Here is a 17,874-nt window from a genome sequence, read left to right as displayed (position 1 = left end):
GAGCTGACGTAAAGACTCACCTTAAACTCGCTCCTTTCTTGGTCGGTGATGTTTTAGATAAACACCATTTGACCCAAGATCGGGGCTACTGCGATATAAGATAAGGAGGTAATACATGAATATGAATATCTTCATTATTGAGGATGACCTTCTTCTCCTGGAAGCACTTCGAGAAGCGTTAAATCAGTGGTCATATGAAGTAAGTTACCCAAGTGATTTTTCTCATGTGATGGATTCCTTTGTTGATCATTCGCCACACTTAGTGATTATTGATATATAGCTTCCCAAGTTTGACGGTTTTCATTGGTGTAGAGAAATACGTGCCGTGTCCAAAGTTCCGATTATCTTTCTTTCATCCAGAGATCATCCGACAGATATGGTGATGGCCATGAACCTAGGGGCGGACGATTACGTTCAGAAGCCTTTTCATATGGATGTACTTCTAGCCAAGGTTCAGGCTATTCTTCGTCGAGCGTATACGTATGAAGAAGTGTCCTCCGATGTAATGGAATGGAACCAAGCAATTATTGATTTGAAAAGTTGTGAAATACATAAGGATGGGAAGACGATTGGCCTGACAAGAAATGAGTTTTTTATTCTTTCGATTCTAGTAAGGTCCAATAATAAGATCATCTCACGTCATGAACTGATGAAAAGGCTCTGGGATGATGATCAATATGTGAATGACAATACACTCACTGCCAACATCACAAGATTACGGCAACAGCTCGCTTCTCTCCATTTAGCCGAAGGGATTGTAACTAAAAAAGGTCTGGGGTATATGGCCGTTACGCTTTAGGAGGTTTCTCATTGTTCATCGCTTATCTTGTTTATAAAAAAAGTTGGATCGGCTTAATTGGTTTACTGCTGCTGCTCACCAATGCTTTGATACAATTTGACGCCGGTATAGATGTGGAGCCGCATTCACTTATCTATTTGAATACGTTGTTTCTAACCATCTGTATTGTTTTTTTGATCTGGAGATATAAGAAGGAAACAGCCTACTATAAGTCTTTACATACCCTTACTAACGATGTGGGAGATGACTGGTTTGAAAACATTCCCCAACCCCAAAGTCGTTTTCCTGACGAGGTGATGTATACCTTTCTGCAAAATATTCATGAGCATGATCTGAACAAACGTCGTGCGGATCAGTTAACCCAACGAATGGAACATGATGACCTTTCCTCATGGGTTCATGAAGTGAAAACGCCGCTTACCGCAATGAAGATTATCCTTGATGGCCACCGTTCTAATGAGTTAGCACAAAGGTTAAATTCACCCTGGTTGAGAATGCATTTATTGATCGACCGGCAGCTATATATTTCACGATTAGCTAACTTGGACTCAGACTTGCTCCCGGACAAGTTGAAAGTGCAAGATTTGATAAGAGAAGAGGTGCGTGAGCTATCCACATGGTGTATGGAAAAAAATATAACCATCGAGGTTATGGGGAATACCGGTGCTGCCGTGTATACGGATAAAAAGTGGTGCGGATTTGTGATGAGGCAGCTTTTAACAAATGCGATTAAATACAGTCCAACCGATGGAAAAGTATCTATCCATATTGATTTCCAAGATAATAAATATGTCACTGTCTCCGTTAAAGATGAAGGGCCCGGCATTCAAGTACATGACCTGCCACGTATATTTGATAAAGGCTTTACTGGAGAAAATGGAAGGGTTCAGCACACAGCCACCGGTATGGGGCTCTATCTTGCCAAAGAAATAAGCAAGAAGTTACGCATTCGACTTGAGGTTGCTACGGCTGTTGGCGAAGGTACGTCGATTGGGATGGTATTCTCTAGTGACAATCCATTCGAACGAATTAGACGATCACCGATTTAATAAGCAATGAAGCAGTTAGGAGATGTAAACCTGACTGCTTTTTATTTTGGCAAAGTGACAAAAATATCACATTAGATCTTATTTTATCACCTAAAGCTTACGACCAAGAGACATAAAAGAATTACACTGTGTATAGAACAACTGGATTGGAGTGTATGGAATGAAAGATCAGATCACACCGAAGACCGTTTTACTTGCTGAGGGACTACGTAAATCATATGGTTCAAAAGGAAATGCTCAACAGGTGTTACAAGGCATCAACCTTCGCGTGATAGAAGGAGAGTTTGTTGGCATTATGGGACCATCTGGCTCAGGCAAAACCACGCTTCTCAATACATTGGCTACTATTGACCGTCCCACGGATGGCGAAATTTTCATACAAGCGTACGAGATTTCCAAAATGAAGGACAGACAGCTTTCAGATATTCGTCGTCAGCATTTAGGTTTTATCTTTCAGGATTACAATTTGCTTGATACGTTAACGGTCAAAGAAAATATATTACTGCCGGTGTCTTTAACCAAAATCAGTAAAATGGAAGCTGAACATGAGTTTAATGAGATTGCAGAGATTTTAGGCATTAAGGAATTAGCGGATAAGTATCCTACTGAAATCTCAGGCGGTCAAAAGCAGCGTACCTCTGCGGCACGAGCGTTGATTCATTCGCCTTCGCTTGTTTTTGCGGATGAGCCTACCGGTGCTCTGGATTCCAAAGCAGCCTCTAATCTATTAGAGAATTTACATGAGATCAACCAGTTACGGCAGGTGACCATTGTTATGGTTACACATGACCCGCTGGCATCAAGCTATTGTAGCCGGGTCGTTTTTCTGAAGGATGGCAAGGTTTTTGCTGAATTGTACCGGGGAGAGAAAACGAGAGAATCTTTCTTCAAAGACATTCTGGATATGCAGGCTGTCCTTGGAGGGGGTAGCCCGAAATGAACATACGGAAACTGGTGATGCGCAGCATGCGGAAAAACATCAAGATGTATTATCTTTATTTTTTTGCGATGATTTTCAGCATCAGCTTGTATTTTATTTTTTCTACTCTGCAAAATGATCAAACCGTTATGGAAACCGTTCAAACCAGTGTAAACTTCTCAACGGCTTTTCAGATCGCAGGCATACTGCTTATCCTCATCACCATTGTTTTTACGATGTATACGACACATATCTTTATCAGAAGGCGAAGTCAAGAAATTGGATTGTATCAGTTCATTGGCTTGTCCAAGGCTTGGGTCGCTCGAGTACTCATCTTGGAGCACACTATACTTGGCCTAGGAGCTCTCTTGATCGGAACATTCGTTGGAACTATGCTCTCACGACTCTTTCTCTTGCTATTAATGAACCTGTTGGGGCTAGATGCCAAGTTTGGCTTAACATTCTCAGGCCAGGCTCTTATTCAAACGATTGCTGTATTTACCTGCTTGCTGGTGGTTACAACCTTACAAAATATATGGACAGTATATCGCAGTACATTGCTGCAATTGTTTCAGGCTAATCATCAAAATGAAAGTTTTGTCAAACGTCCAAGCAGTGTGTCAGCCATTTTAGGGGGAGCGGGAATAGTTCTGATCGCGTTTGGTTATTATGTGTCCACCTTTATTGGATACAATGCAGATGCGCTAATTTTGATAATGTTAATTGTTCTCGTCAGTACCATACTTGGAACCTATTTGGTCTTCCATACAACCATAAGCTGGATATTCTATGTCTATCGGAAAAGGCAGAAGGGGAACCTGGGCTTAATGAATAGCCTTTCGGTAGCATCTCTAATGCACAGAATGAAAGGTCACGCCAATTCATTAACGTTAATCACAATCTTGTCAGCGATGACCATTACGATGATTTCCCTGTCCTATTCCTTATATTATTCCATGGAAAAGGATGTAAGATTGGCGATGCCTTTTGATTTTGCAATGGAAAATATGCCGGAGGAAGCCGCTGTGATCACAAATAAGTTAGAAGATGCGCAGATTGAATTTGAGTCTCATCAAGTACATGCCATTCGATTTGATGGCGCATGGGTGGATCAGAATCAGAATTCAAAACCGAGCCATCGTAACAGACCATTTTTGCTTTTCTCAGCAGAGCAGATGGCACAGGCTGGATTAGATCTGGAACGTCCCCAAGACGGTGAAGCCATCTATCATAGCAAGCGAGCCATTTTAGAAGGAATGGAGATTTCATCTCCCTGGGAAGTACAGTACGCATCAAATGATGAAACCAATCTGCTACCTGTCTCCAAGTCTGAGCTTAATAATGTGATGAATTACATCCTTCATGGCGACCAATTAGTTGTCTCTGAAGATACCTTCGCGCGAATGAGAGACAGCATTCAGGAGAATGAGTCCAAAGAATTAGTGACATTTGAGGTGTTTAACGTATTGGATACGGAGAAAACAGATATCGCGTCGAATATCTTTCGAACGAGCGTAGACAGTGATCTGTTACTCAGGGACTTTTATTCAACATACGAGGGATCACGTCAAAACTTCGGGCTGCTCATTTTTATTGCTGGATTTTTAGGTTTGGTATTTATCCTTTCAACAGGAAGTATTTTGTACTTTAAACAAATGACCGAGGCCGAGCAAGAGAAACCTCAGTACAGAACATTGCGACAACTCGGTTTTCAAATCGACGACATCATGAAAGGCATCATCCGTAAACAGCTCTTTGTTTATTTGATCCCTCTGGTCATTGGGCTAACTCATGCTGCTTTTGCCTTGAAGGTGGGTACTATACTCATTGCTGCAAGCATGCTTAACCCAATCCTCCTCAGTATGGCAGCGTATATCGTCATCTATTTAGTGTTTATGATTGTTACGATTCGGTATTATAAAAATATGGTTATCCATGCTCTATAGAAAGGAAGAGATTGATGAAAAAAAGAATTCTTATTTCATGTTTCGTTGCTATTGTTATGATTACTGGTCTCTATTTCTTCATGCGTGAGCCATTTGATCGTTTTAATCCAATGATGAAAGAGGAATATGTATATGTTAAGGTCCAAGCTGAACCTGTAGATGATGACGGCAGATATAAGTATAAGGAGCAGGGGGTCACCGAAAGTGGTGAGATGAAACGAGTGGTATTCAGCACTAGTACCAGACTCAATCAAGGTACACTTTTAAAAGTGCTCGCTAAAGGTACCTATACAGCAGACTATAAGTTTATCAAAGAGCTTGAAATGCCATCGAATTTGAACTGAGTTTGGAACTCTTCGTATCAGGTGAAATGGTTAAGGGTACAGATATGAGAGAAGTTCAATAGAAGAAGCAGCCTGATAATAAGGGTTGCTTCTTTTTCGCTTTTACACTTCGCAAATGGAACATTGTGGGTTATATTGGATATGATTTGGTTCTGTAGTAGGAAATTGGAGGTACTCAACTTTGGATGAAAATATACGCTTTCCGATAGGACACTTTGAGCCAAGTCTTAACTTCTCTAATGAGGACCGAATTCACATCATAGGTCAAATTCCCGGAATTACGAAGACCTTAAAAGAGATTACACAACATCTCAATGATGATCAACTCTGTACTCCTTATCGTGAAGGCGGTTGGACAATCACACAGATTGTGCACCACCTTGCGGACAATGACATGAACGCTTATATCAGGTTCAAGAGAGCATTAACTGAAGAGGAACCGATGGCAAGCTCGTATCGAGAGGATTTATGGGCATCATTACATGATTACAGGAGTACGCCCATCGAAGAATCAATTTTGCTGATGGAGATACTGCACAAGCGATTTCTCGCTCTACTGTATGGTTTACATCGGGATCAGTTTAGACGAAAACTCGGAACAGAAGTGTTAGGTACAATTACACTGGATATCGCGATTCAAAGATTTGTATGGCACGGGCAGCATCATATTGCTCAAATTAAATCTTGTATAACATCGCAAGGGTGGTAGGGTCTTATACATATCTCAGTGTGGAGGTGACATATGGGAAATGGAAGGATTTTGGGTATTGCCTACAACGTGTTACCAGTGAAAGACCTTGATGTATCAGCCGCTTGGTTTGTAAAACATTTTGGATTTAACATTCGCCACCAACGTGAAGGATATTTGAGTTTATTTCGGGGGAGTCGCCCAATATTGGATTTGATCCAAAGCGATCATGAAACACGAGCGACATTTGAAGTGCATCAGAAAAAGAGATGGGTCATTACATTTTTCACTGATGACATCGGTTCTTTACATAACTATCTAACATCAGAGAATGTGAAAGTAGGGGCTATTAGTGATGAGGGACACTATGGGAAGTTTTTTGTGTTAGAAGATCTGGACGGCAACTTATTTGATGTGTGGGAACACCATGATTGTGAATTGAATTTTTAATGAGGAACTTTGGTCAGCTGCTATCATTAACCGAGGGATTTGGGGGATACGAATGTTGATTGAAGACGAGAAAATATATCCTGACTGTTCAGTTGAAATAAGAATAGTAGAAGTTGGCGGCTTAACAAAGCCACAGCTTATTCAGAAACTGGACCAACACTCTATTTTATTGAATAAATATGGAGAACAGTTGTTACATGATGAGAGATTTATAGTTTCGAGTGTAAAGCAAAGCTTGCAAACGGTTGAGTTGACCGTCAGACAACTTGGATTTTCGGAGGGTGCTACAACTCTCCAGTTATTTCGAATAGCAAATGAACTTGGATTGGAATCTTGTCCGGTTGAGTTAGGACCTTATCTAAGACTGCAATATTTGGATCAGCCCGAGATAGGTTCTACCAACATTTCAGAGGAGAAAAAGGCTCCGTCTGGCTCCCTTACCATAGCCTCTGAAGCCCTTACGGAGGATATAGATTTTCCAAAAGGTTTTTATCTCAGACGAATAAACGACAAGTTATGGTTACGAGGATATCTTGCGGACCATTTGCATATTTGGAGTCCTCATGATCGCTTTATCTTCTGCAGGGCTTAGCTTCTATTGTGTGAAGATCGAAAAGTATTTTGAAAGAAAAGGAGTGAAAGACCAATGGATATCAAAAACAAAAGCGGAGATGTGCTTGGAAAAATTCAAATTGAATCCTTACGCAAAGATCGTGCGATTGACCGGATCGTCATTGACTTAAAGCCTGGTGAGGGGAAGGCGATTTATACCGCAGATGCTTCAGAGAACCAATTCACGCAACAGACCAATTATGCAGCCATTCCATGGGAAGACGGGTTGGAACAATTGAAGAAACTTTATTCTCCATGGCAGCCGAAATTTCCGTTTGATTCTGATATCGATGCCATTCATGTATTTTATGGGTTTGATAATCTAACTCCGCAAGAAATCGAAGAAATGGTTGAGGAAAGTAACAGGTCAGGTAGCAATGTAGTGATACGAGATTTGAAACCCAATAAGAGGGTTGTGGGCATCAGCATCACGTATCAAGAATACGGTGGTTATACACTTAATATTTTCGGGACTACAAAGAGCCGAATCGCATTGCCTGATCATGGTGGTGCTACGGTTAAACAAGCAGCCATACGTGGCGTCCAAGCATTTTTTATTGTCAATAACGAAACTTCCCAATTGATATGGATCGAAGAGGATGTGCAGGGGAAGGCATTACAATACGAAATCAATGGAAGAAATATGTCAGAAGATCTTGTGATGAAGATTGCGAAATCAATGAACGGATAAATTTTATATTAAAGTTTTTCTAAAAGGAGTTTCTATGAATCGGACGATAATGGTTAGCGATATCCATGGCTGCATTGATCCATTTAATCAGTTATTGCATGATATCAATTACAATTCGAAATATGATCAACTAATTTTGCTTGGTGACTATGTGGATCGAGGTCCTAATAGTAAAGAAGTGGTCAAAGAGGTTATCCAATTAGTAAAAGAACATCATGCGATCGCATTAAGAGGCAATCACGATCAACGATTCGTTGATTTTATAATTGAGGGAAGTTCATTAATTAAAGCCAAGTTTATTGAACATGGAGGGCTTCAAACACTTCAGAGCTATTGTAATATTGAAGGCGCAATTTCTGATGAAATGTTGGAACTAGCCAGAGAGACAATAAAAATGGACTATGGTCATCATATTAATTTTTTGAGTGAATTACCTCTATACCATGAGGATGAGACACATATTTACGTTCATGCCGGATTAAACCCTGATTACATAGAATGGAGGAATCAACCAGAGCATGATTTTATGTATATCAAAGATAAATTTATTGATCATACGTTCACAAATCTACACCAAAAGATCATCTTTGGACATACAAGGACAATAGACATTCATGAAACTTCGGATGTTTGGTTTGGTGAAGATAAAATAGGCATTGATGGTGGATGTGCCTATGGAATGCAATTAAATGCTTTAATTCACGAAAATAGTTCTTACACAACTGCTGATTCAAAGTTTAATCTGAATGAGGTGAAGTGATGAGTTACAAAGCTATTCTCATAGACCAAATGAACGCCTGTTATCATGACAAGAGCTGGTTTATTCCGCTTCATGATATATTGACAGACCTCAATGCGGCGGAGGCCACTTATTCAAAGAATGAGGGAGAGCATTCCATTTGGGCGATCGTCAATCATCTTATTTTCTGGAATGAGAGGTGGCTTGAGAGATATATTGCCAAACAGGTCGACGGGCAGCATTCAGTGAATAATGAGGATACATTTGACATAGATCCGTCTAACCTGAACGATGCGGAGTGGCGCAAGACATTACATAGACTGAAAACCGTCTTTGGTGATTGGAACAGGGCACTCGAAGATAGCGAAGAACATAAACTGACACGTGAAATCCCTTCCTATTTTAACGCGCCATGGTGGGGAGTTGTATCGAATCTATGTATTCATAATGCCTATCATATTGGTCAGATCATGCTGCTCAAAAAATCAATGAAACACACATAATACACGCTGTATTACATTTATAAAATTATACTTAAGCAAAGGAAGATGACTATCATGGAAAAAGGCAAAATTATATTTTTGAACGGTGTAACCAGCTCTGGTAAAACTTCAATTGTAGAGGCGATGCAATCATACGATGATCCGTTTTTTTATGTTGTCGCTAATGATCTTTTTGAAAATACGATCGGTGATAAACATCTTCAGACGGATTACTGGAAGTATCTGAGTGAAGCGATTGTAATGATGTATCATACGGCAAAAGTATTCTCAGACCATGGCAAGCATGTTCTGATCGATGGCATACTTGTGGAAAGACCGGAGCTCGCGCCGCATTATGAACAAGTCAAACAGATATTTGAAGGCTATCCACTGGATATTGTGGAGTTATATTGCCCCCTCGACATCTGCCGTCAGCGGAACATCGAACGTGGGGATCGCAGAGAAGAGCAATCGGATGAGCAGCATCAGATCATGGCCAAAAACATTAACTACAGGTACTCCATTGATACAAGTATGAACACACCGGAAGAATGTGCAGAGAAAATTATTGCAGCGTTGTTCAAGTCCCATCATGAACCATTGAAAAATATGTAAAGATGCTATTACAAGGCTGGACATTCATGAGCATGGTGTTCCAGCTTTTTGATTATTTGAAGAAGGGGGAAATGTAATCATGACCAAAGAGATTGAACTTTTGCTTCAAACTTTTGAAGAATGGACGCTCTTTGTCAGAACGTTGACTAATCTTGAAGAAAAGATCTGGAATTCCAGCTTGGAAGAAGGGAAGTGGACGATAAAATCAATCGTAAGTCATATCATGTTATGGGATCGATATTTTTACAAGGAAGCGATTGAGAAGATTGCTCTGAGGCAGCCTGTTATGTTGAAACATCTGGATTTTGATGAGTTTAATCGTAAAGCTATTGAGTACGGGAAACGCACAGAGACATCTGAAATCGTAAATAAGGCTATCACGTACCGCTATAAAATTATGAATGACATTCGAGGGTTATCGGAGGAACAGCTTCATCAGACGTATTTGGATGCAGAGGGTAACGTATTTTATATTCCCCAATATCTTAAAGATTTTATATGGCATGACCAGCATCATATGGAACCGTTGAAAAAGTATGTTGCCAGCCTTGAAGCGTAAAGGATTTAGCAAGCGGTGGGCGGCATGGAATATAGCATGTGGCGTGCTTTGAATATAATATGTATCCCAAACCAGGGAGGGACATGATGACCATTTATAAGATTGAATTAACTCAGGGAAATCTAATCGGTTCATTTACCGATGAGGTAACTCCCATGTTGAGCGTGAAATCTGGGGATTCCATTCGGTTTCAGACACTGGATGCGGGCTGGGGAACGGGTGTGAGTTATGCGGAACGCATGAAACCTTTTGATCGACAAGGTGAAAAAGATGGAGGGCATGCCTTAATCGGTCCGATCTATATCGATGATGCCAAGAAAGGACAGACGTTGGAGATTGTTTTCAATGAGATTGTACCCGGTCAATACGGGTTTACTTCCGCCGGCGGATATCCGAACTGGCAGAACCAGAAATTACATCTAACAGAGGTTGAAGAACTGTCGCTAAATTGGACACTTGATCGCCACACGATGAGTGGAACCTGTGAAATAAATGGGAAACCCTTCACGGTATCTCTCTCACCGTTCATGGGAGTCGTGGGCATGCCACCAGAGTCAAAAGGAATTCATACGACTTGGCCGCCTCGTTATTGTGGAGGGAACATCGACTGCAAGGAACTGGTGCAGGGAAGCAAATTATACGTACCTATCCCCGTAGACGGAGGTTATCTCGCGATTGGTGATGGTCATGCACGCCAGGGAGATGGTGAAGTCAGCTGTCAGGCGATTGAATGTCCAATGGAACTTGTGGATATCACCATCAACGTAATTGATAATCTAGCTCTGACCAATCCTCGTGCACATACGCCATCCGGCTGGATTACCTTCGGTTTTCATGAAGATCTGAATGAGGCTACCGTTCAAGCATTAGACGGCATGTTAAATCTGATGGGTGAGTTGTACGGACTAGATCGAGTGGAAGCGATTGCACTTGGAAGCGCGGTAATCGACCTGCGTATCACTCAAATTGTGAATGGCGTGAAGGGTGTGCATGCTATCCTTTCCCATGATGCTTTTCAATAACTTGAAGTCTGTCATACGTCGTATTAGATGAACTTGGGAGTCGATAAAATGAGAGGCAGACCACAGATCGTTCTAGATATCGCAGGTGTTTTGTTAAGTAATATGTCATTGACGTGCTGGAGAGATATGATTCAGGAAACCAACCTATCCGTAGAATCCCTGAAAGTACATTTTACAGGAATCAAGCGACAGCTCTGGACAGGAATAATGCGAGAAGAAGAGTTCTGGCAATCGTTGAAGGAGATGTATCCAGAATTATCAATAAGCCGAGCGAAGGAGATCTTGTATAGCTCAATTGTTCCTTTACCAGCGGCTCAATACCTTGAGCGATGGAGTGAGTTTGCCGATATCCATCTGCTTAGCAATCATTGTAAGGAGTGGATTGAGCCGAATCTTAGCCGTTTAAGCTCATTCACCACAAGTGTAACCATCTCTAATCAAGTGGGTTTATGCAAACCTGAGATTGAGATATACCAACGGGTCCAAACCTTCCTGGCAGCTGGAGAAGAGGTTCTATTTGTAGATGATCAAGAGAAAAATTTACATTCGGCTAAGCTACTTGGTTGGAAGACTCTACTGGCTGACGAAGAAGGAGATTGGGTTAATGAAGTTGAGTCATTGCTAATCTAGGAGGAACAGGATGCAATTTCCACTTCTGCATAGGAATTAAGAAGCTTAGCCTTCGAAAAATAGAATTTAATATCCCATCTGGAGCCCTATGCAATAAAATTCAATTTTATAGCATAGGGTTTTAATATTAACCTCCTATAAATGGTTTAATATCTTTAAGTTGTAATTATATTAACCTTAATAATCAAATTAAACTAAATAATAACATAAATAGTATTGACCATAGGCTTTTCCCAATACTATAATGAAATGGGTTTCATGAAAGCCGTTTCATTATCACTCAGACAACTTAGTAAGCGCTTTCTATTTGAAGCGTGCTTGCAGGTTTTCAAGTTCCCGATTCATCTTTATCTAACTTTAAGGGGGAGTGTGTGTAAGATGAAGTTTATGAGACAGAAGCGGTTTACCTTTTTGGTGATGCTTACCTTGGTGGTAACCGTAATCGCTGGCTGTAGCGGTGGAGCGGGTACACCAGCTGAGGTTGTTAACAAGTCGCCAGCAGAAGAAAACAAGCAAGTCGCAGCTGAGCCTGCTGAAGAGAAGCAGGAGCCGGCCATCGATCTGAAGGGCAGAGCTGTTCGAATATCCAATTGGTGGGATGCGGCCCCCAAAGGAGACTCGGAGGCAGATGAACGTGCCCGTGAACGAATCCAAAATGTAGAGAAGAAATACAACGTCAAAATCTCTTATCTAAATACAGACTATGGGGCAACGTCGGAGAAAATATCTTCATCCGTGATGGCGAATGAGCCTTTCGCTGAAATTGTGCGTGTGCCTGACGGCTATATCTGGGGGTTGATGCAAGGCGGATTTCTGACACCGCTGGATGACTATTTGAAGGATACGAAAATCCAGCCGGATGTCATTGATTCCATGCGGTTTGGCAGTGATAACGTATTTGGTTTGACAGGGTGGTATACCCCGAATGACAGCGGCATGTTTTATAACAAACGTTTGTTTAAAGAAGCTGGATTGAAGGACCCGCAACAGCTAATGGAAGAGGATAACTGGAACTGGGATACGATGCTTGAAGCGGCCAAGAAGCTGACCGTAGACAAAAACGGGGATGGCAAGATGGATCAGTATGGTCTGTCAGGTGCGTATTATGTGCTGCATGAAATGCTCATCGGAAGCAATGGCGGCAAGATGTACGATGAGGCAACGCAGAAGGCAGCGTTTGACTCACCCGAATCTTTGGAAGCGCTTAACTTTCTGTACAGCCTGTATAACGATCACAAAGTCGTGAAGGCTAACGCAGGCAATGACTGGGAGGACCCGTCCAAATATTTCTCAGAGGGCAACATTGCGATGTATCCTGGCGGTTTATGGGAAGTGGAAGGGCGCATTCTTGACAAGTTAAAGGATGACTGGGGGTATGTATACATGCCTAAAGGGCCCAAAGCATCTACTTATCTCGATACGGTAAATAGCACAGAGAGCTTTGTAATCCCCAAAGGTGTTAAGGATGCAGACGTCATTGTGAAAATTTGGGAGGAGCTTCAGGACTTCGATAACTGGCAGGAGAATCATCGTCTATGGCTGGAGAACATTTTGCCAGATGAAGCTTCTATTGCTAATGCCATGAATGACAACGGAGAGGTTGAACGGGTTTATGGCGCACGTGCCGGGGGATTGGGTGTGAAGGAAGCTCTTGGCAGTGTAACTGAAAAGTTTGTGAAAGGTGAGGTTACACCATCCACAGGCGTTGCACAGATTATTGGACCTGCACAGGCTGGCATCCAGAAGGTGTTAAAGGGAGAGAAGAGCAAGTAAGGCGTAAGCAAAGCAGGATCATTTACTTGAGGGAGGCAGCCCATGTTGAAAAAAATGATGATCAGCAAAATCATGTTGTTTGTTTTGTTTGCCGCATTCATTACTCTTTTGTCTGCATGCACGGGTACAAGTGAGAAGCCAGCCGAGCCGGTTGCTCAGCCAGCTGAAATCGAGACGAGCACAACACCAGCGAAGGAAGAACAAGTGGAGGAGGTTGAGCCAGCCCCGAACCTGAACGGACGTGTCATTCGAATCTCTCACTGGTGGGATGCGACACCAAAAGGTGATTCGGAATCCGATGAGCTTGCGCGGGAACGGATCAAAATGGTGGAAGAAAAGTATAACGTGAAGATCAAATATCTGAACACAGAATACTGGTCCACTTCTGAAAAGCTGTCTTCCTCCGTGCTCGCTAACGAGCCTTTTGCGGAGATTGTCCGAATTCCGGATGGATTCATCTGGGGACTCATGCATGGCGGGTTTCTGACACCGCTGGACGAATATCTCAAGGATACACGGGTAGAGCAGGATGTTATTGATTCGATGCGCTTTGGGGGTGACAAAATCTATGGCCTGGAGAGCTGGTATTCGCCAAATGATAGCGGCATGTTCTATAACAAACGGATTTTTAAGGAAGCTGGATTGAAGGACCCTCAGCAATTGATGGATGAGGATAACTGGAACTGGAATTCGATGCTGGACGCGGCAAAAAAGCTGACCGTAGACAACAATGGTGATGGCAAAATGGATCAATACGGCCTCGCTGGCGCGCATTATGTGCTGTCTGAGATGCTGATCGCGAGTAATGGCGGCAAGTTATATGATGAGCAGACGGGTAAAGTCACGTTTAATTCACCGGAAGCTATGGAAGCGCTTAACTTTCTGCACAGCTTGTACACGGAGCATAAAGTAGTTAAAGCGAATGGAGGAAACGACTGGGAAGATCCCGCCAAATATTTTGGGGAGGGCACGATTGCGATGTATCCAGGCGGGCTGTGGGAGATTGAAGGCCGCATTCTCGATAAGCTCAAGGATGAGTGGGGTTATGTGTATATGCCAAAAGGTCCACAAGCCCAGTCTTACCATGAACCTTTTGGTCAGACCGCAGCTTATGTCATTCCAAAAGGGGTGAAGGATGCAGATGTCATCGTAAAGATTTGGGAAGATCTGCAGGACTTCGATAACTGGCAGGATAATCGCAGACTCTCCCTAGAAAATATTTTGCCGGATGAAACGTCCATTGCCAATGCCATGAACGATGATGGCAAAGTGCAGCGTTTGTTTGGCGGACGCTTCGGTGGTCTGGGTATCAAGGATCAACTGGATAGCGTGACTGAGAAGTTTGTTAAAGGTGAGATTACGCCTTCCACGGGTGTTGCTCAAGTGATCTCCAAAGCTGAGGCTGCGGTGAAAAAAGTGTTAAGTGGAGAGCAGGAAAAGAAAAAATAACGCTTGGTAGTTAAACAGCAATAGGGCGGCCTGATGATTGTTTTCGAGTGGGGTTAGTCGAAGCACAATATACGGGCCGCACCTCATTGCTTTCACGAAAGTCATCTAAAGGGGGGCATTGGGTGAAGTTCACATTATCCCGAGTGACGATCGTTGTCGTCACACTAATGCTCGTCGTGGTGTATGCGATATCCAGTTCCGGTGCGAGTGGCAATGCCAAGACCGGAAGTCGATCATCAGATCCGAGTCGTGTCATGCCGATATCTGAATCTGCTGCTGAGGATAGCTATGATACGTATCTGAAGCAATTTCAGAACGAGAAGCGGCCTGCGAGGGACATTGTCATCCATGGGGCTGATTACTCAGCTGCCGAAGGCATGAACCCGCAGATGATCACGGAGCTTGGCGGCGAGGTAGGCGAGTTCATAAGGACAGAGGAAAGTGGATCGGTGGAGTGGAAAGTGAATGTTCCTGAATCAGGAATGTATCATATGTCATTACGCTATTACCCAATTCAAGGGAAAAGCTCTGCTATCGAACGGGAATTGTGGATTGATGGAAAGCTGCCGTTCAGCAGTGCTCGTAACATGAGCTTTCACCGGGTATGGGTCAACGAAAAACCGGAAATCGAACAGGACAACAGAGGCAATGACCTACGTCCGCGCCAGGTTGAAGAGCCAATGTGGCAGGAGTCGATCCTGAGAGATAAAGAAGGCTATTATGAAGAGCCTTATCAGTTTTATTTTTCAGAGGGGAATCATTCCATCAAGTTGGTCTCTACACGTGAGCCGGTGGTGATTGATACCATCAAACTGCATCATTACGAAGCTCCGCCATCCTATGCAGAACTCAAGCAGGAGTATGAGACTAAAGGATACAAGGAAACAACCGGGCATTTGATCAAGGTTCAAGGGGAGAAGGCTTCATATAAGTCATCGCCGACACTATATCCCATCACAGATCGCTCCAGTACATCGACAGAGCCGTATGATGTTTCCAAAATCAGAATGAACACGATTGGTGGAAACAACTGGCGGGTGCCAGGACAATGGATTGCATGGGAGATGGATGTACCAGAAGACGGTTTATACAAGATAGCGATCAAGGGCCGACAAGAACTGCTGAGAGGCATATATTCAACTCGCTCATTGCAGATTGATGACAAGGTTCCTTTCCAGGAAATGATGCAAATTCCATTTTTCTATGACGCCGATTGGCAGATGAATGTGCTGGGCAATGAAGAAGAGCCTTATTTGTTTTATTTAACGAAGGGACAACACGAACTGCAGCTTGAGGTCAGTCTCGGGGCCATCGCACCGCTAATTCGTCAGGTTGAAGCCAGTGTGCTCGAGATCAATGCGATGTATCGAAAAATTCTGATGATCACGGGCAATGTACCGGACCCGTATCGTGATTATCAATTAGACAAACAGATTCCGGATATGGTGGATGTGTTTCGGGAACAGAGTGATATTTTAACTGCAGTCTCTGAAGAGTTAATTCGTTTGACAGGGGAGAAAAGCGACAAAACAGCCATTTTAAATAAAACCGCCTATCAGCTTGCTGATCTGGCCGATAAACCCGAAACCGTTCAGAAGCGGCTTGGTCAATTCAAAATCAATGTCGGCAGCGTCGGCTCCTGGCTTCTTGAAGTGCGTGAGCAGCCGCTTGAGATTGACTATCTACTGCTTGCCTCACCTGGTGAGAAACTGCCCAAAGCGAATGGGTCTGTGTTCAGTAAAACAGGACATGAGGTGTCATCCTTCCTTCATTCCTTTTTCGAAGATTATGACACCATTGGCAGCACCGCCGATGAAGACAAGTCGGTGACCGTCTGGATTGGAACGGGCCGCGACCAGGCACAGGTACTGAAAGCGATGATTGATGATACGTTTACACCGCTGACAGGCATTAGCGTTAATCTCAAGCTGGTTAATGCAGACGTGTTGCTTCGTGCCTCGCTTGCAGGAGAAGGTCCGGATGTAGCCATGCAGGTTGGCAATGATGTGCCGGTGAACTTCGGGATGCGACACGCGGCGGAGGATTTGTCCACATATCCAGGCTATAACGAGTTAATCAAGCAGTTCAGGGACAGTGCAATGGTTCCATATCAGTTTGAAGACCAGGTATTCGCGCTTCCGGAACAGCAGATTTTTAACATGTTGTTTTATCGTAAAGATATTCTGGAGCAGCTTGATCTGGAGCCGCCGCAGACGTGGGATGACGTGTATGCCATGATCCCGGTGCTGCAGAAGCACAACATGGAGATGGCGCTGCCGTTGGCTCAGACAACTGGCGTACCCGTGTTGGAAGTTAATCGGGCGTATGCCATGCTGCTGTATCAGATGGGCGGCTCCTTCTACTTAGACAAGGGTGCCAGAAGTGGTATGGATACGGAGACTGGACTGGAGGCGTTCAAGGAATGGACGGATTTCTATACCAGTTACAAGCTGCCACTGACCTTTGATTTTCCCATGCGCTTCAGAACGGGGGAAATGCCTGTGGGCATCATGGACTATACCTTCTATAACTACTTGTCTGTATCTGCGCCAGAGATTAAAGGTCTGTGGGAATTCATCCCGGTTCCAGGCCTCAAGCAGCCCGATGGAAGCATCAAACGTGATGTGGCAAGCGGTGGTACGGCGACGGTGATGCTCAAGCAGTCGAAACATAAAGATGCGGCATGGGAATTCATGAAGTGGTGGGTAAGCAAGGATGCCCAGGTTCGCTTTGGACGGGAAATGGAAGGTCTGATGGGTGCTGCTGCGCGCTATCCAACGGCGAACATCGAAGCTTTACAGGAGCTGCCTTGGCCGATCCGTGATTATCGCAGTCTGGAAGAACAGTGGGAGTGGGTACAAGGGGTACCTGAGGTTCCCGGAGGTTACTTTACAGGTCGCCATCTGGATAACGCATTACGTGAGGTCGTCAATAACGGTACGAACTCAACCGATGCTTTATATGATTACGTTCAGGAAATTAATTACGAAATTCAGCAAAAACGAAAAGAGTTTAAATTGGACGGAATGCGCTAGGGAGGGACTCTTTTGCAGAAGGTAAACATCGTGACCAAACCCGGTTCTCAGCCCAAGCGCACGCCTGCCGGC

Annotated in this window: 17 protein-coding genes and 1 pseudogene; all 18 read left to right on the top strand. The window is 43.4% G+C overall.

Translation table 11 applies throughout. The features are described from left to right. Positions 1–121: 121 nt before the first annotated feature. The 18 genes and pseudogenes from ACX9NY_RS11690 to ACX9NY_RS11605 all read left to right on the top strand — a co-directional run bounded on the left by ACX9NY_RS11690 (position 122) and on the right by ACX9NY_RS11605 (position 17,802). Positions 122–799: pseudogene (locus tag ACX9NY_RS11690) on the top strand (response regulator transcription factor). A gap of 11 nt (positions 800–810) precedes the next feature. After that, complete coding sequence (locus ACX9NY_RS11685; RefSeq protein WP_472478660.1) at positions 811–1,848, top strand: sensor histidine kinase; 1,038 nt, start codon at positions 811–813, stop codon at positions 1,846–1,848. A 160-nt stretch (positions 1,849–2,008) separates the two neighbouring features. Beyond that, positions 2,009–2,788, top strand: a complete 780-nt coding sequence (locus tag ACX9NY_RS11680) for an ABC transporter ATP-binding protein (protein WP_472478659.1) — start codon at positions 2,009–2,011, stop codon at positions 2,786–2,788. Beyond that, entirely contained in the window at positions 2,785–4,713 is a 1,929-nt protein-coding gene (locus tag ACX9NY_RS11675; protein WP_472478658.1) for an ABC transporter permease, read from the top strand. Before ACX9NY_RS11680 ends, ACX9NY_RS11675 begins: the two co-directional genes overlap by 4 nt. A 14-nt stretch (positions 4,714–4,727) precedes the next feature. Continuing rightward, positions 4,728–5,057, top strand: coding sequence for a YxeA family protein (locus ACX9NY_RS11670; RefSeq protein WP_342572644.1), 330 nt, complete (start codon positions 4,728–4,730; stop codon positions 5,055–5,057). Positions 5,058–5,238: 181 nt separating this feature from the next. After that, positions 5,239–5,766, top strand: a complete 528-nt coding sequence (locus tag ACX9NY_RS11665) for a YfiT family bacillithiol transferase (RefSeq protein ID WP_472478657.1) — start codon at positions 5,239–5,241, stop codon at positions 5,764–5,766. A 33-nt stretch (positions 5,767–5,799) separates the two neighbouring features. Beyond that, complete coding sequence (locus ACX9NY_RS11660) at positions 5,800–6,195, top strand: VOC family protein (RefSeq protein WP_472478656.1); 396 nt, start codon at positions 5,800–5,802, stop codon at positions 6,193–6,195. Positions 6,196–6,247: 52 nt separating this feature from the next. Next, a complete protein-coding gene (locus tag ACX9NY_RS11655) occupies positions 6,248–6,787 on the top strand; it encodes a helicase (RefSeq protein ID WP_472478655.1) in 540 nt (179 codons plus the stop codon). A 54-nt stretch (positions 6,788–6,841) separates the two neighbouring features. Continuing rightward, positions 6,842–7,498 (top strand): DUF4367 domain-containing protein, encoded by a 657-nt coding sequence (locus tag ACX9NY_RS11650; protein WP_472478654.1) that lies wholly within the window; start codon positions 6,842–6,844, stop codon positions 7,496–7,498. Positions 7,499–7,532: 34 nt separating this feature from the next. Beyond that, positions 7,533–8,258, top strand: coding sequence for a metallophosphoesterase family protein (locus tag ACX9NY_RS11645; protein ID WP_472478653.1), 726 nt, complete (start codon positions 7,533–7,535; stop codon positions 8,256–8,258). Beyond that, positions 8,258–8,740, top strand: a complete 483-nt coding sequence (locus ACX9NY_RS11640) for a DinB family protein (protein WP_472478652.1) — start codon at positions 8,258–8,260, stop codon at positions 8,738–8,740. Before ACX9NY_RS11645 ends, ACX9NY_RS11640 begins: the two co-directional genes overlap by 1 nt. Positions 8,741–8,794: 54 nt before the next feature. Then, complete coding sequence (locus ACX9NY_RS11635) at positions 8,795–9,334, top strand: phosphotransferase-like protein (RefSeq protein ID WP_339260578.1); 540 nt, start codon at positions 8,795–8,797, stop codon at positions 9,332–9,334. Positions 9,335–9,413: 79 nt separating this feature from the next. Beyond that, a complete protein-coding gene (locus tag ACX9NY_RS11630) occupies positions 9,414–9,893 on the top strand; it encodes a DinB family protein (RefSeq protein WP_339241795.1) in 480 nt (159 codons plus the stop codon). A gap of 86 nt (positions 9,894–9,979) precedes the next feature. Then, complete coding sequence (locus tag ACX9NY_RS11625; protein WP_472479280.1) at positions 9,980–10,915, top strand: acetamidase/formamidase family protein; 936 nt, start codon at positions 9,980–9,982, stop codon at positions 10,913–10,915. Between the two features lie 48 nt (positions 10,916–10,963). Continuing rightward, a complete protein-coding gene (locus ACX9NY_RS11620) occupies positions 10,964–11,545 on the top strand; it encodes an HAD-IA family hydrolase (protein WP_472478651.1) in 582 nt (193 codons plus the stop codon). A gap of 378 nt (positions 11,546–11,923) precedes the next feature. Then, the gene (locus ACX9NY_RS11615; protein ID WP_472478650.1) at positions 11,924–13,318 is read left to right on the top strand and encodes an extracellular solute-binding protein; all 1,395 of its coding nucleotides are present in this window, start codon (positions 11,924–11,926) and stop codon (positions 13,316–13,318) included. A 42-nt stretch (positions 13,319–13,360) separates the two neighbouring features. Further along, on the top strand, positions 13,361–14,767 hold the full coding sequence (locus ACX9NY_RS11610) for an ABC transporter substrate-binding protein (protein ID WP_472478649.1): 1,407 nt from the start codon (positions 13,361–13,363) through the stop codon (positions 14,765–14,767). 167 nt (positions 14,768–14,934) lie between these two features. Next, on the top strand, positions 14,935–17,802 hold the full coding sequence (locus tag ACX9NY_RS11605) for an extracellular solute-binding protein (RefSeq protein ID WP_472479278.1): 2,868 nt from the start codon (positions 14,935–14,937) through the stop codon (positions 17,800–17,802). The last annotated feature ends 72 nt before the right edge of the window (positions 17,803–17,874 follow it).

The organism is Paenibacillus sp. CB74 (genome assembly GCF_055687625.1).
Note: the sequence above shows the minus strand (reverse complement) of the source record. Positions and strands in the feature narration are given on the sequence as shown.

Excerpts from the sequence above, each read along its gene's own strand:
- ACX9NY_RS11645 (WP_472478653.1), top strand. The coding sequence starts at position 7,533 with ATGAATCGGACGATAATGGTTAGCGATATCCATGGCTGCATTGATCCA.
- ACX9NY_RS11650 (WP_472478654.1), top strand. The coding sequence starts at position 6,842 with ATGGATATCAAAAACAAAAGCGGAGATGTGCTTGGAAAAATTCAAATT.
- ACX9NY_RS11670 (WP_342572644.1), top strand. The coding sequence starts at position 4,728 with ATGAAAAAAAGAATTCTTATTTCATGTTTCGTTGCTATTGTTATGATT.
- ACX9NY_RS11625 (WP_472479280.1), top strand. The coding sequence starts at position 9,980 with ATGACCATTTATAAGATTGAATTAACTCAGGGAAATCTAATCGGTTCA.
- ACX9NY_RS11630 (WP_339241795.1), top strand. The coding sequence starts at position 9,414 with ATGACCAAAGAGATTGAACTTTTGCTTCAAACTTTTGAAGAATGGACG.
- ACX9NY_RS11660 (WP_472478656.1), top strand. The coding sequence starts at position 5,800 with ATGGGAAATGGAAGGATTTTGGGTATTGCCTACAACGTGTTACCAGTG.
- ACX9NY_RS11635 (WP_339260578.1), top strand. The coding sequence starts at position 8,795 with ATGGAAAAAGGCAAAATTATATTTTTGAACGGTGTAACCAGCTCTGGT.
- ACX9NY_RS11680 (WP_472478659.1), top strand. The coding sequence starts at position 2,009 with ATGAAAGATCAGATCACACCGAAGACCGTTTTACTTGCTGAGGGACTA.
- ACX9NY_RS11620 (WP_472478651.1), top strand. The coding sequence starts at position 10,964 with ATGAGAGGCAGACCACAGATCGTTCTAGATATCGCAGGTGTTTTGTTA.
- ACX9NY_RS11615 (WP_472478650.1), top strand. The coding sequence starts at position 11,924 with ATGAAGTTTATGAGACAGAAGCGGTTTACCTTTTTGGTGATGCTTACC.
- ACX9NY_RS11640 (WP_472478652.1), top strand. The coding sequence starts at position 8,258 with ATGAGTTACAAAGCTATTCTCATAGACCAAATGAACGCCTGTTATCAT.
- ACX9NY_RS11675 (WP_472478658.1), top strand. The coding sequence starts at position 2,785 with ATGAACATACGGAAACTGGTGATGCGCAGCATGCGGAAAAACATCAAG.
- ACX9NY_RS11655 (WP_472478655.1), top strand. The coding sequence starts at position 6,248 with ATGTTGATTGAAGACGAGAAAATATATCCTGACTGTTCAGTTGAAATA.
- ACX9NY_RS11610 (WP_472478649.1), top strand. The coding sequence starts at position 13,361 with ATGTTGAAAAAAATGATGATCAGCAAAATCATGTTGTTTGTTTTGTTT.
- ACX9NY_RS11605 (WP_472479278.1), top strand. The coding sequence starts at position 14,935 with ATGCTCGTCGTGGTGTATGCGATATCCAGTTCCGGTGCGAGTGGCAAT.